Origin of the sequence: Actinophytocola sp., from assembly GCF_036378875.1 — a bacterium.
Classification (GTDB): Bacteria; Actinomycetota; Actinomycetes; order Mycobacteriales; family Pseudonocardiaceae; genus Actinophytocola.
Genome location: NZ_DASUVO010000048.1, coordinates 113616 through 127134 on the forward strand (window position 1 = coordinate 113616; position 13519 = coordinate 127134).

The following is a 13519-nucleotide window of genomic DNA, read 5'->3' on the forward strand; positions in this document are numbered from 1 at the left end:
TGCCATTTCGTCGTGCTCGGCCGCCCAGCCGAGTCAGGGCATCACGCGCCGGGCGATCTCGGCCACCGCGGCGAAGAAAGCTCCGCCACCTCGATACCGGTTTCCTCGCGCAACTCCCGGATCGCGGTCTCCTGCGCCGACTCACCCGGCTCCGCAGAGCCGCCGGGCAGTTCCCATTCCTTCCGCCAGCCGTCGAACACCATGAGAACGGTGTCCGCGTGGGTGACGACCACAAGCGACGCCGGCGCGGTCAACCCGGCCGGCTCGACACCGAAACGCAGGTCCAGCAAAGTGTTGCCGGCGCGATCGCTGATCGGGATCATGCTACCGACCATAGTGGACATTCCGTCGTGCTCGGCCGCCCGGACGGTCGAGCACGACGAAAGCCATTACTGGAAGATCACGTCGGAGCAGTTGAAGAATCCTTCTGGGCTGTCCGAACGTTGCCACACGGAGTAGATGATGTGCCGCCCGCTCTTGTTGGGCAGCGTCGCAGGCCATGTGTACTCGGGGCCGTGCGGGCCGCTGCCGTTGATCGGCGGGTTGGTCACCTGGTGCCACGGCTCGAGATCGCTCCACTTGAGCGGCTGGTTGGGGTTCCAGCCGTTCTTCGTGACGAACTGGAACCACGTGCCAGGGTGCCGCGCCCATGCGTTGTACCGGATGGTGACGGCGGCGCCGGCCCGCAGGGTCGTGGTTGGCCAGTCCGCGCGCGCCAACCGGTAGGAGGCGTACTTGTCCGACGGGCCGCACAGGCTGCCGTCGGGCAGGTTCCGCCACCCGGTCCCGATGTTCGGCAGGAGGTTGCCGAACCAGTCCCACAACGGCTGCTTGCCGCCCTGTGCGATCGCTGCCTGACAGGCCGGGTTGGTCGGGTTCAGGTCACCGCCACCACCCGCGAGACCGTTGACATAGCAGGCGTAGGTCCGGGTCGCCGGGAACGTCAGGCCACCGTGCGCCACCGCGGCCGGCGCGGGCAGAACCGCCACCAGCAATGCGGCCAACAGGCCGACGATTCCTCCCAGGACCCCGACCTTTCGTCTGATCCTCATAATTGCTCTCCCTGGTTGGAGGACACCATGGGAGCGCTCCCAGTTTTAATCGTACATTAATGTGTCAACTGGTCAGATCCCCGACCGAAACTTTCGGGAGCGACAATTAATTACCGGAAGTATCGCCGGCGAACGCTTTCGCCGCCGCGCGCAGACGCAGCCTCTCCAGTTCGTCGATCTGCCGGGTGGCGCGGTCGATCAGCGTGTCGAGCCGGACCACGTCCAGTCGGGAGTCCCGCTCGGCACGCGTACGAAGCGTGCGCCAGCCGGCCGCCTTGCCCTCCACCCCCAGCCGCAGTACCTCCAACTCGACGACGCGGCTCAGCGGGGACCGCGTCAGCACGTGGCCGTTGGGCTTGAGCCTGGCGACCTTCTCCGCGGCCCAGGCGAGAACCGTCTTGTAGCGGCGCACCGGCACGTCCAACGCGGCCATCATGTCCAGCAACGCCGCCCGGTCCTCCTCGATCTCGGCCGCCAGCCGCGCGAACGCCTCCTGCCGTTCGGCGCCGGCCAGCCGCTTGGCGAGGTCGCCACCGGCGACCGCACCGGCCAGATGGTCGTTGAGGTAGATGCCCAGGAGCGTGTCTTCGCCAGCCATGAGACGGGACATACCCGCCGAAAAGGACTTCAACCCACGACAACGTTTGCCGGCGACCAGGGACGGGTACAGCGGGCACGACTGGGAGGTCCGGATGAAGGCACGGCTCACGCTGCTGGTACTCGCCCTCGTGGTCGGCGGCCCCGTACTGGCCCAACAGGTCCAGTCGATCAGCACCGGAGTCCTGGTCTTCGCGTGGATGCTCGGCATCGCCCACCCGAGGATCAACCTCAGCGCGCTCTGGCGTCGTACTCCGCGCGGGCCGCTGCCACCCTCGGCAGGTTGACCGACCATGCGGACAGCGACGCGAACAGCGGCCCCAGGCTGCGCCCCAGCTCGCTGATCTCGTACTCCACCCTCGGCGGCACCTCGGCGTGATAGGTGCGCACCACGAGCCCGTCCCGCTCCAGCTGACGCAGCCGCTGCGTCAGGACCTTCGGCGTGATGGTCGTGATGCGGCCGGCCAGCTCCACGAACCGCTGCCGCCCGTACTCGTTGAGCACCCACAGGATGGGCGTGGTCCAGCGGCTGAACACGATGTCGACGACCGGGGCGACGGGGCACGCCTCCTCCGGGGTGGTGGTCTCGGTCACTTTCACGGCGGATCCCCAATACTTTCCTCTAGGTACCTACTATCCCGTCGATAGTAGCGTCGTCCTCGGTCAGATCAACTACCTGAGGAGAACCCCATGATCGTGGTGACCGGAGCCACCGGAAACGTCGGCCAGCCGCTGGTGCGTGCACTTGTCGAAGCCGGGGAGGAGGTGACAACGGTGTCCCGCCGGGCCGCTGACGTGCCGGGAGCGCGGCACGTGACAGCGGACCTGACCGCCCCCCAGAGCCTCACGCCGGCGCTCGACGGTGCTCGAGCGCTGTTCCTGCTGACGAACGGGGACTTCCACGCCACCGGCGACCTCGGCAAGGTCATGCACGTGGCTTCCGAACACGGTGTCGAACGGGTCGTCCTGCTGTCCTCGCAGGGGGTCGGCACCGGGCGACACGCCCCCGGGCTGGAGGGGGCCGTGACCCGTTCCGGTCTGGACTGGACGATCCTGCGGCCGGGCGGCTTCCACTCCAACGCGCTGTGGTGGGCCCCGTCGGTCCGCGCGGAGCGGACCGTCCACGCACCGTTCGGCGACGTGGCGCTACCGACCATCGATCCGGCCGACATCGCGGACGTCGCCGCCACGGCGCTGCGCGGGACCGGCCACAGTGGTCAGACCTACGAGCTGACCGGCCCAGTGTCGATCACCCCGCGCCAACAGGTCGCGGCGATCGCCGACGCGCTTGGCGAGCCGGTGCGGTTCGTCGAGCAGACCCACGCGCAGGCCAAGGAGGCCATGCTGCGGTTCATGCCGGAGCCGGTCGTGGACAGCACGCTCGGCGCCCTGGGCAGCCCGTCCGTCGAGGAGCAGCGCGTGCGCGAGGACGTCGAGCGGCTTCTCGGCCGCCCGGGTCGCTCGTTCGCAGACTGGGCGACCCGCGCTGTCGCGGCGTACAAGTAGGTTTCAAGACGCGTGGGGCAGGGTAGACGGCGGCATCCACGCGGAGGGAAGTGTTGACCATGCCCACGAAGGACGTCGTCGAATACCAGCTCACGCACGTCAACCTGTCGGCGGACCAGCGGCGGCGCGCCGTGATCGCGATCGCGTCGGCCGCCGCGGACGCCGACGAATGCGCTCGTCTGCTCGACATGCTCGGCCTTCGCCCGGAGGAGGCCTTCCCGGTGGTGCCCGCGCCACGTGGGTAACCGAACTCGCTCTCCGTACGCCGTGCTATTCGTTAGGAGGTTGAGACGGGGAGCGTATGAGCAGCGAAGAAAAAGTCATCGCGGGTCGGTACCGGTTGGTGGAGAAGCTCGGCAGCGGTGGCATGGGGGTCGTCTGGCGGGCCCATGACGAGCGCCTGCGCCGCACGGTCGCGGTGAAACGGGTGCACGTGCCCGCCGAGCTGACCACGCCGCAGGGCGAGGAGATGGTCCGTCGCACCATGCGGGAGGGGCGGATCGCCGCGCGGCTGCACCACCCGCAGCTGATCACGGTGTACGACGTGGTCGAGGACAGCGGCCAGCCGTACCTGATCATGGAGTACTTCCCCGCCACCAGCCTCGCGGACCGGGGCACGCTGCCCTACGCGGAGGTGGCACGGATCGGGGCCGAGGCGGCGGCCGCGCTCACCGCAGCCCACGAGGCCGGGGTGGTGCACCGGGACGTCAAGCCGGCGAACGTGCTCGTCGGCGAGGACGACACGGTGAAGATCACCGACTTCGGCATCTCGCGGGTCGTCGAGGACCTGACCCTGACCGCGACCAGCACGTTCGCCGGCACCCCGGCCTACCTCGCGCCCGAGGTGGCCAAGGGCGGCGACGCGTCGTTCGCCTCGGACGTGTACTCGCTCGGCGCCACCCTCTACACCGCGATCGAGGGCACGCCGCCAGCCGGACACGACAGCAACCCGATGAAGATGCTGTTCAAGGCCGCGTCCGGCGAGATCACCCCGCCCACGAAGGCCGGACCGCTCACCGACACGCTGATGTGGCTGCTCGACGCGGACCCGGCAAAGCGGCCCACGATGGCCGAGGCCAGGGACGCGCTCGCGGCGTTGCACGAGACACCGGAAGCCGCTCCGCCGCCGGTCGCGGTCATCCCGGTGGTCCCGGCCCCCACGCCCACCGCTGTGACACCCGCGGCTCCGCCACCGCCGCCTGCCGAACCGGCGAAGCGGCGCAGAAACGTGGCTCTCGCCGCCGGTCTGCTGGCGGTGGCGGTGGTGGCCGCGCTGGTCACGATGCTGGTGAACACCGGCGGCACCCCCGAGGGCAACGCGGCCCAACCGACCAGGACGACCGCGACCAACGACGAACCAACGAGCGAGCCCTCGAGCGACGCCCCGACCACGTCGCCGAGCCCTCCCCCCACCACCACGACCGCCGAGCCGACGACCACCACGGCGCCCAACCCGCCGCCCGCCCCGCCACCACCGCAGACGGCCGCCACTCCGCTGGCGGCGATCAACGAGTACTACGCGCTGATGCCCGGCAACCGTGACCAGGCGTGGACGCGGCTGACCCCGAAGTTCCAGGCGAGCCCGGCGGGCGGCAGGAGCGGGTACGAGTCCTACTGGAGCGGGGTCAGGTCGATCAGTGCGACCGACACGGTCCAGACCGGCGAGAACACCGTCGAGGTGACGCTGCGGTACGAGTACACGAGCGGGCGCCGCGTCACCGAGCGGCACCAGTACTTCCTGGTGAACCAGAACGGCACCTGGCTGATCGACACGGTGCGGGTCCTCAGCAGCACGTGAACCGCCCGGATTCGCTTGGAAAGGCGACAGTTCGTACTAGTCTGGTTACCCCGTATTCCATATGCATGTGAGGATGCGATGGCACCGCAGACGTCGCCGAGCCAGGTTCCGGTCGGGGTGGATCCCACCCGGCCCAGTATCGCCAGGGTGTACGGCGGTTTCCTCGGCGGCAAGGACCTCTACGAGGTCGACCGCAAGGTCATGACCAAGATCAACGACGCCGTCCCGGAGGCGGTGGACATCGCCCGCGGCAACCGCGGTTTCCTGAACCGCGCCTGCCGCTTCCTCGCACAGACCAAGATCGACCAGTTCCTCGACTGCGGCTCCGGCCTGCCGACCGCGGAGAACACCCACCAGATCGTGCAACGCTTCAACGACGAGGCCCGTGTCGTGTACGTGGACAACGACCCGGTGGTCCTGGCGCACGGCCGCGCGCTGCTGGAGGAGAACTTCCGCGTCCACATGGTGAGCGCGGACATCTTCGTGCCGAACTCCGTGCTCGAACACGAGACCGTGCGGCGATACCTGGACTTATCCCGGCCGACCGTGCTGCTCCAGGTCGGCACGATGCACCACGTGGAGGGCGACCACGCCCCGCGGATCATGCGCGAGTACATCGACGCGCTGGCGCCGGGCAGCTACGTGGTCTTCTCCCACTTCTACGACCCGCAGACCCCCGAACACACGCCGATCGCCAAGCGCATCGAGAACATCCTCGTCAACGGCCCCATGGGCGCGGGCCGCTTCCGCACCCGCGACGAGATCCTGGCAATGCTCGACGGCCTGGAACTGATCAAACCCAACGCCCCGTCACCCCCCGGACTGTCCATCTGCGACGAATGGTGGCCCGACGGCCCGCGCCTGACCCCCCTGAGCGCAGCGGCCCACTGCATAGTAGGCGCAGTAGGCCGCAAACCCTGACCGCGCGAGTCGCGCGTTCAGCCCCCGCGAGTCGCGTTCTCGGGAACGCTCCGCGTGTCCAACACTGGAGACCCGCGAGTTCAACATTCCCGACCCGCGAGTTCAACTTTCGTGACTTCGCCGGGCCGGGCGTTCCGCGCCTGCGTCCGGCCCGGCGAAGTGGGCTCACTCAGCGATGAACAGGTGCGTGAGGCGTGTCCACGCCTCCGCGCGGCAGTAGACCGGGACCACGTCGATCGGGACCTCGCGTGTGACCAGACCGGGCGACACCGGGACCCCGGTCCACACGTCGATCCACTCGCCCGATGGCAGGTACGTCGTCCAGGTCGAGGCACTCGGTGACGTCACCGGGTTGACCAGCAGGTCGTCGCCCAGCTGGTACTGCAGCGGGTGCTGCCACACCTCGGGATCGGTGTTGTCGAAGAACAGCGGACGCATCAGCGGCCGGTCGGTCGTCACGGCCAGTCGGGCCTGCTCGGCCAGGTACGAAACCAGACGTTCTCGCAACAGGGCGAACCGGCGGAACACCGGCACCACGCGCTCATCGCCTGTCACCGAGGCCACGTGCCACGGTGTGCGGTCGCGGATCGGGGTGCGATGGTGGTTGAACTCCGAGTGGTACTGCATGATCGGCATGAACGTCGACGCGGCCGTGGCCCTGAGGTACAGCTCGGCGTCCGGCACCGGGCCAGAGAAGCCCGCCAGATCCCAACCCCAGTACACGATCCCGCACGCCGCCGCGGTCAGGCCCGCGGTCACCGACGACCGGAACGCCTCCCACGTCGAGTCCTCGTCGCCCGCCCAGAAGATGCCGTGTGCCTGGGAACCCGTGAAACCCGCGCGGGAGAACGTGACCGGCGCCTTGCCCGCGGACCGCAGCAGGTCACCGAAGGCTCGCGCGTAGTGCACCGGGAACAGGTTGTTGCCCTCGTCACCGCGCCGGCCGTCCGCGTACCGGAGGTCGTGGCCCCACGCGTGTTCGCCGCCGTCGGTCTTGAAGCCGTCCACGTCCAGGTCCTCGACCAGGTAGCGGCGTTTCGCCGTCCACCACTCGCGGGTGCGGGCGACCGACAGGTCCGGCATCAGTGCCTTCGGGAACCACCAACCCCTGTTGTGGTAAGGAGTTCCGTCCGCCTCCAGTACCGCGTGGCCGTCACGCACCATGGCCGACGCGTCAGCACGCACCTGCTCGCCAAGACTCGGGTCGGTCTTCAGCAGTGGGATCTGCCACAGGATCACCTTGATGCCGCGCGAATGCAGCTCGTCGATCATCTCCCGAGGGGATGGCCACGCGCCCGCATACGCGAAATCGGGTACCGGGCTGCCATCCGCCGTGACCTCATAGGACGCGTCGCGGAAGATCGTGATGCCCTCCTCGTCGCTCCATGCCTCGATCACCACCGCGCCGAGCGGGATGTCCAGCGCGTAGTGGGTGTCCATTCTGGACATCACGATGTCCTGGGTGTTCCACTCGTTGCCCGACGCCCACAGCCGCAGCACCCACGACGGCAACTCCTCCGCACGCCCGACCTCGTCGAGGAACGCCGTCAGTACGGCCGTGGGGTCGCCGTGGTAGACCGCCACGTCCACCGTCGGCTTGTCGCCCAGTGCCACCTCGACCGTCAGTTTGTCCGGTGTGGACACACCGACGTCGTACCAGGTGCGGCGGGACGTGCGGACGTGGAAACCCCAGCCCGAACCGCCGACCACGTGCGCGAACGGCATAGGCAGGTATGTCCTGCCGTGCCGGCCCTGTCCTTTGTACTGTTCGAACACCACCGCGTCGAGCCGGCGGCCGCGCTGGTCGACCGCCTCGTACCGCTCGCCGAACCCGACCACGTGTTCGCCATTCGCCAGCGGCATGGTGAACCGGGCCCGGTGCACACCGGCCGCGGACACGAGCCATTCGACGTCGCCCACCGAGCCGGTCACCGTGCCGACCGGCTCGCTCGTCCACTCCGCCGGGGACACCTCGAACCAGTCCGTGATGACGTCACCCGTGTGGAAGCGATACCGGTACGTCCGGCCGGCGAGCAGGACCGGTGACTCCACCGTCCAACCGCCTTCGCCCTCCAACGCACCCGCCTGCGCGGCCGAGAGGTGGCCCTCTCCGCCGGCCAGCGCGGCGGCGTCCGAAGTAGACACCGAAGCCCGGGTCATCGGGAGCGACGAACCGTCGAACTCGCAGGTGACGGCGTCCACGTCCGCGGCGAGCACGCCGAACCGCACCGTCTCGCCCGCGAGTGGCAGTACCGGAACACGCTGGTCGGGCGAGGTGGCGTACGGATGCTCGACGCCGTACGGGCGGTGTGTGATCACGACGTGCCCTCCGGCAGGAGACCGAGTTCGTCGGCCAGGATGAGGAACATGCCGTGCGACCACAGCAACGGTGACGCCACCGGACCCCATCGGGCCACCCACTCGTCCCGGGATCCCGGGTGCAGCAGGTGATGTGGAACCTGTTCCGGCAGGTCGCCGTCGGCATCGGCCTGCGCGGCGATCCACCGCAGGTACCGGAGTGCTCCGGCGGTGTCACCGCGTGCGGCGAGGTTCCAGCCGAGCAACGCGGACAGCAGCGGCCACTGCCCACCGCCGTAGAACACGTCGGCGGTGAACCGGTGCACGCCGCCGTCCACGTCGAGATCGGCTGCGACCGCGGACAGTGTGGCCTCGGCCAGGGTGCCGTCGACGAGCCCGAACGGCACCACACAGGACGGTAGCGATCCATCCACTTCGGACGTACCGAGCCACTTCGTCAGGTGGCCGTCCGCCACGCCCTCGGCGAGTACCAGCGACCGGATCTGTTCCGCCACACCGAGTGCGGTGGCACGTCGGTCCGCGTCGAGGTGATCCGCGACGGCGACGAGGCCGCCACGGACCGCGGCCAGCGTGGAGACGTGCCGATGCTCGACGTGCTCCTCCCACCAGTCATAACACGGCCGATCCCAACTGGTGACCAGGTAGTCGACCGCGACCTCGAACCCGGGCAGCCAGCGCGCCGGATCGATGCCGTGCCGTTCCGCGTGTGTGACGGCCGCCCACAGCCACATGCCGTAGCCGTCGGTCTGGAAGTCCCACCACGGGTCGGATCCGTTCTCGCCCGTGAACGTGAACCGGGTGGGCAGCATCCGCTCGACAGGAGGAAGCTCGCCCCTCGCACGTGCCGCCACCAACGCGTCCACTTCGGAGCGTCGGCGGGTGAGCACACCGGCCGCCCAGTCGTGGAACCGGTTCGCGGACGCCGTGTCGCCGTACCGGGAGACGCCCTCCACGGTGAACGAACCGTCCCGCAGCCACGCGAACCCACGGTACGCGGAGAACGTCGGCGAGGCCGGGTAGGCGCCACCCACGTCCTGGTAGTGAGTGATCACGGCGTGGCTGCGCCGGGCGAGTTCGGCATACCGCGCCCGCTCGGCTTCTGCGTTCGGGGCGGTCACGTGCGAGAGATCCATCGTGCTCCTATTCGAGCAGGCCGTTGACCGCTGCCTGCGCGTCCTTCAGTGCCTGTGCGACGGGTTTGCGGCCGGCCGCGGCCTCACCGAGCTCCTTGGTCACCGCGTCCTGCATCTCCTGCTGACGCTCGATCACCGGTGGCAGCACGGGGTTCTCGAGCGCATCGAAGACTGACTCGCGGTTGGCCGGCTTCGGCTGGTCGAGGTAGGCCGCCAGTTTGCTGTCGTCGGCGACCGGCGGCAGCTCCCACGAGGTGTCGAGCCGGACGTCCGTGGTCGTGTCCGACGAGGACAGGAACGTGATCCACTTCTGCGCGGCTTCGGCGTTCTCACTGGCCGACGAGACCGCGAGACCGTTCACGAACATGGCCGACGCCTTGGTCGTGTCGCCCGGCTCGACCACGACGTCCCACTCGAAGGGCACGTCGGCCAGCGCGTCGAACATCCAGATGCCGGTGTGCCACATGGCGAGCTTGCCGTCGGAGAACAGCTTCGAGTCGAAGTCGGGTGTGCCGGCGCCGTCGGCCTCGGTCGGCATGGTGGTGCCGTTCTTGCCGATCAGCCAGTTGGCCGCCTTCAGCCCTTCCGGCGAGTCGAACGTGGCCGACTTGCCGTCCTCGGACAGGAACTCGCCCCCGGCCTGCGCGAGCGCCTTGTAGAACTCGTTGTAGGTGATCGGCTGGTAGTCGCCCCAGACGCCGGCACCCTTGTTGGTCAACCGCTCCGCGGCGGCCTGCTCGTCCGCCCACGTCCAGTCCGCGGTCGGCACGGCCACACCGGCCTGGTCGAACAACGTCTTGTTGTAGAACAGGACGACGTTGGAGAACGACTCCGGCAGGCCGTACTGCTTGCCGTCGGTGGCGTACGCGTCCACAAGCGACTTCCCGTACACCGAGGTATCCACTCCGGACAGCTCGGCGAGCGAGCCGTTCTTGGCGTAGGTCACGAAGTTCTCGTAGTTCAGCTCGAACGCGTCCGGCGCCGTGTCACCCGCCACGGCTGTCTGCAGCGTCGTGAAGTAGTCGGCGAACGGCAGGGTCTCGACCCGCACGTCGATGTCGGTGTTCGCCTTCTCGAACGCCGCCACGATCGCGTCGAGATCCTTCTCGTGACCGTCGTTGGCGGAGAAGTTCATGTACCGCACGACGGTCTTGCCGTCCTCGGAGGCGCCGGGGTCCGTGGCGGAGCCCTGTGAGCACGCGGCGAGCGCGAGCACGCCGACGCTGGCGGCCGCGATCCTTAATCGCATGTGAACAAGTCCTTTCACTTGATGCCGGTGTGCGCGATGCCGGCGATGATGTGGCGCTGGGCGAGGAGGTACACCACGGCGATCGGGATGATCGACAGGACGGAACCGGCCATGACGACGTCCCACTCCGTGGTGAACTGCCCTTGCAGAGTCGAGAGGCCGAGCGGCAGCGTCATGAACTCGGGCGAGCGGATCACGACGAGCGGCCAGAGGAAGCCGTTCCAGCTGGACATGAAGGCGAACACGGCGACCGTGGCGAGCGTCGGCCGGACGAGTGGCAGCACGATCGTCGTGAAGATCCGCAGGTGGCTCGCGCCGTCGATGGTGGCGGCCTCGTCCAGTTCGGACGGCACGGCAGCGACCGCCTGCCGCAACAGGAACACCCCGAACGCGGACGCGATCCCGGGCGCCAGCAACGCGAAGTAGGTGTCGTTGAGCTGGAAGGTCCTCATCTCGATGAACAGTGGCACGACCAGGACCTGCAACGGGATCATCAGAGTCGCGAGGTACCCGGCGAACACGATGTTCTTGCCAGGAAACGAAAGGCGCGCGAACCCGTACCCCGCCATGGCACCGGTGACGAGCTGCAGCACGGTTGCCGCGACGGCGATGCCGAACGAGTTCAGCATGATCCGCCACATGGGCACGGTGTCGAGCAATGTCCGGTAGGCGTCGAGCGTCGGGTCCTCGACGAACAACGTCGGCCCGCCGGCGAGTGACCCTTCCGGCGTGATCGAGGTGATCACGGTCCACAGGAAGGGAAAGAGCATGATCGCGGCGCCGACGAGCACCGCGGAGAAGAGAGCGACCTTACGCATAGTGCACCCACCGGCGCTGACCACGGATCTGGATCACGGTGACGGCGAGGATGACGACGAACAGCAACCAGGACAGCGCCGACGCCTCACCGGCCCGCCCGTAGCGGAAGGTGAGGTCGTAGATCTGCCCGACCACCACCTGGCTCGCGCCACCCGGACCGCCGCCGGTCATCACGTAGACCTGGTCGAACACCTGGAACCCGTTGATGAGCGAGATGACCACGACGAAGAACGTGGAAGGCGTCAGCAACGGCAGCGTGACCCGCCAGAAGCGCTGCCACCCGCTCGCACCGTCCACAATGGCCGCCTCGTGGAGGTCGCGCGGGATGGCCTGCAACCCGGCGAGGAGGATGACCATGACGAACCCGAGATCCTTCCACGCCGACGCGAGGATCACCGAGACGAGTGCCCAGTCGGGATCGGTCCACCAACCGGGCTGGCCGAGCCCGAAGAACCCGAGAATCTGGTTCACGAGTCCGCCCGCGGGGTTGAGCAACCACTTCCACACGAGTGCGACGACGACCCAGCTCGTGACGACGGGCAGGAAGTAGGTGGCCCGGAGGAACGCGCGTGCCGGGAGCTTTCGGTTCAACGCCAAGGCAAGGCCGAGACCGCCGGCGTAGACGAGCGGCAGGTACCCGGCCACGTAGAGAAGCGTGTGGAGGAAGACCTTGCCGGTCTGCGGATCGGTGAGCAGCGAGACGTAGTTGTCGAAGCCGACCCACCGCATCGGCGAGATGAGGTTCCACTCGTGCAGGCTCACCCAGATCGAGGAGATCATCGGCACGATCGTGAAGAGCACGAGCGGAACCGCGCTGGGCAGCAGGAAGAACAGCACCCAGCCGTAGTGCTTCCACGACCGGCGTGGCTTGGCCCGCCGGATCGGCGGCGGGCTCGTCACCGGGGATTTCGTCGCGACGAGCGTCATGGTGTCCCCAGGCGCGCTCGGACCATCCGGCTTTGGTCACCGCCCGTGCCGGCCGAGTCGAACGGCGAGGCCAGCACGAGCGAGGCCGCGCCCCGCGCCCACTGGACCTCGGTCCACGGCTCGACCACGATCGGCAGCTCGCGGCGGGCCGGGAGCAGGCGGCCTCGCAACGCCGGCTCGAAGCCCGGTTGCCAGAACTCCCAGGCGTCAACGCCTTCACCCATCAGCACCACCACCTCCGGGTCGACCGTGTGCACGACCCCAGCCAGCGTCCGGCCGAGCAGCCGCCCGGCCTCCGCGTAGACCGCGAGGGCCGACGCGTCACCGTCGCGGGCCGCCTTCAACAGCGTCGCCAGCCGGCCACGCGGCCCGACCACGCCACGTTCGCGTGCCGCCCGCAGCAGACCGGCCGAGCCGATGTGTGCCTCCAGGCAGCCGATCGCGCCGCAACCGCACCGGGGGCCGTCGTCGGTCAGCGGTATGTGGCCGATCTCCCCCGCGCCGCCGGCCGCGCCCCGGTAGATGGCGCCGTCGACGACGATCCCGCAGCCGACGCCCCGGCCGATCGTCACCACCAGGTACGACGAGTGTTCGCGGCCCACACCGTAGAGCCGTTCCGCCGCGGCCAGGGTGTTCACGTCGTTGTCCACAAGGACCGGGACGCCCAGCCGGTTGCGCAGCGCCGGGCCCAGCTTCACGTCGTGCCAGCCGAGCGTCGGCGCGTCAACGATCCCGGACGCCTGCGCGTCCACCGAACCCGGCACACCGACGCCAACACCCAGCACCGAGTCGTCGAGGGCCGTCGCCAGGATCTCGCCGACCGAGGCGGGCTCGCGTGGGTCGAACGGGTGCACGGTGGACGTGCGGACCGAGCCGTCCAGCTCGACCGTCACCAGTGCGACGTGGTCTGCGGTCACCTTGGCGCCGATGGCCACGCCGGTCCGCGCCACCAACCCCAGCAGCCGCGCAGGCCGGCCGCCGGTGGACGGGACCGACGCCAGTTCCTCGACCAGGCCCCGGGTGAGGAGGTCCTTGATCACCTGTGTCACGGTCGCCGGGGAAAGGCGCAGTGACCTGGCGATATCCACGCGCGAGGTGGGTCCCTGCGTGCCGAGCAGGCCCAGGATCCCGGCCGGCACGAGATCGCCGCGTGGCACAGCGTTCACGGCGTCCCCCGTTATTTCGGTACTAAAATTAG

The 13519-nt window shown here is 68.7% G+C and carries 15 protein-coding genes; 5 read left to right on the forward strand and 10 right to left on the reverse strand.

Going from position 1 to position 13519, the window contains the following annotated elements:
* Positions 1 to 41: 41 nt before the first annotated feature.
* The 3 genes from VF106_RS14225 to VF106_RS14235 form a co-directional block, all read right to left on the reverse strand.
* A complete protein-coding gene (locus tag VF106_RS14225) occupies positions 42 to 323 on the reverse strand; it encodes an NUDIX hydrolase (RefSeq protein WP_330840147.1) in 282 nt (93 codons plus the stop codon).
* Between the two features lie 66 nt (positions 324 to 389).
* Positions 390 to 1052: a lytic polysaccharide monooxygenase auxiliary activity family 9 protein gene (locus VF106_RS14230; RefSeq protein WP_330840148.1), complete on the reverse strand. Its 663-nt coding sequence runs from the start codon at positions 1050 to 1052 to the stop codon at positions 390 to 392.
* A gap of 106 nt (positions 1053 to 1158) precedes the next feature.
* Entirely contained in the window at positions 1159 to 1650 is a 492-nt protein-coding gene (locus VF106_RS14235; protein WP_330840149.1) for a hypothetical protein, read from the reverse strand.
* On the opposite strand from VF106_RS14235, the gene VF106_RS14240 reads away from it, so the two are divergent.
* Positions 1649 to 1936, forward strand: a complete 288-nt coding sequence (locus VF106_RS14240) for a hypothetical protein (RefSeq protein WP_330840150.1) — start codon at positions 1649 to 1651, stop codon at positions 1934 to 1936. The genes VF106_RS14235 and VF106_RS14240 overlap by 2 nt on opposite strands.
* On the opposite strand, the gene VF106_RS14245 is transcribed toward VF106_RS14240, so the two are convergent.
* Entirely contained in the window at positions 1881 to 2243 is a 363-nt protein-coding gene (locus VF106_RS14245; RefSeq protein WP_330840187.1) for a winged helix-turn-helix transcriptional regulator, read from the reverse strand. The two genes, VF106_RS14240 and VF106_RS14245, sit on opposite strands and share 56 nt — an antisense overlap.
* A gap of 96 nt (positions 2244 to 2339) precedes the next feature.
* On the opposite strand from VF106_RS14245, the gene VF106_RS14250 reads away from it, so the two are divergent.
* The 4 genes from VF106_RS14250 to VF106_RS14265 all read left to right on the forward strand — a co-directional run bounded on the left by VF106_RS14250 (position 2340) and on the right by VF106_RS14265 (position 5874).
* A complete protein-coding gene (locus VF106_RS14250) occupies positions 2340 to 3155 on the forward strand; it encodes an SDR family oxidoreductase (RefSeq protein ID WP_330840151.1) in 816 nt (271 codons plus the stop codon).
* Positions 3156 to 3214: 59 nt separating this feature from the next.
* Positions 3215 to 3400 carry a hypothetical protein gene (locus VF106_RS14255; protein WP_330840152.1) on the forward strand — a complete coding sequence of 62 codons (186 nt, stop codon included), beginning with the start codon at positions 3215 to 3217 and terminating at the stop codon, positions 3398 to 3400.
* Between the two features lie 56 nt (positions 3401 to 3456).
* Complete coding sequence (locus VF106_RS14260) at positions 3457 to 4953, forward strand: serine/threonine-protein kinase (protein ID WP_330840153.1); 1497 nt, start codon at positions 3457 to 3459, stop codon at positions 4951 to 4953.
* Positions 4954 to 5031: 78 nt separating this feature from the next.
* The gene (locus VF106_RS14265; RefSeq protein WP_330840154.1) at positions 5032 to 5874 is read left to right on the forward strand and encodes an SAM-dependent methyltransferase; all 843 of its coding nucleotides are present in this window, start codon (positions 5032 to 5034) and stop codon (positions 5872 to 5874) included.
* 165 nt (positions 5875 to 6039) lie between these two features.
* Here VF106_RS14265 and VF106_RS14270 read toward each other — a convergent pair whose 3' ends face one another.
* The 6 genes from VF106_RS14270 to VF106_RS14295 are packed head-to-tail and all read right to left on the reverse strand — an operon-like array spanning position 6040 to position 13487.
* Positions 6040 to 8193, reverse strand: coding sequence for a glycoside hydrolase family 31 protein (locus tag VF106_RS14270; RefSeq protein WP_330840155.1), 2154 nt, complete (start codon positions 8191 to 8193; stop codon positions 6040 to 6042).
* Positions 8190 to 9326 carry a glycoside hydrolase family 15 protein gene (locus tag VF106_RS14275; protein WP_330840156.1) on the reverse strand — a complete coding sequence of 379 codons (1137 nt, stop codon included), beginning with the start codon at positions 9324 to 9326 and terminating at the stop codon, positions 8190 to 8192. The genes VF106_RS14270 and VF106_RS14275 overlap by 4 nt, the downstream gene beginning before the upstream one ends.
* A gap of 7 nt (positions 9327 to 9333) precedes the next feature.
* Positions 9334 to 10575, reverse strand: a complete 1242-nt coding sequence (locus tag VF106_RS14280; RefSeq protein ID WP_330840157.1) for an ABC transporter substrate-binding protein — start codon at positions 10573 to 10575, stop codon at positions 9334 to 9336.
* Positions 10576 to 10589: 14 nt separating this feature from the next.
* Positions 10590 to 11393 carry a carbohydrate ABC transporter permease gene (locus VF106_RS14285; RefSeq protein WP_330840158.1) on the reverse strand — a complete coding sequence of 268 codons (804 nt, stop codon included), beginning with the start codon at positions 11391 to 11393 and terminating at the stop codon, positions 10590 to 10592.
* On the reverse strand, positions 11386 to 12321 hold the full coding sequence (locus tag VF106_RS14290) for a carbohydrate ABC transporter permease (protein WP_330840159.1): 936 nt from the start codon (positions 12319 to 12321) through the stop codon (positions 11386 to 11388). Before VF106_RS14290 ends, VF106_RS14285 begins: the two co-directional genes overlap by 8 nt.
* Entirely contained in the window at positions 12318 to 13487 is a 1170-nt protein-coding gene (locus VF106_RS14295; RefSeq protein WP_330840160.1) for an ROK family protein, read from the reverse strand. The genes VF106_RS14290 and VF106_RS14295 overlap by 4 nt, the downstream gene beginning before the upstream one ends.
* Positions 13488 to 13519: the final 32 nt, after the last annotated feature.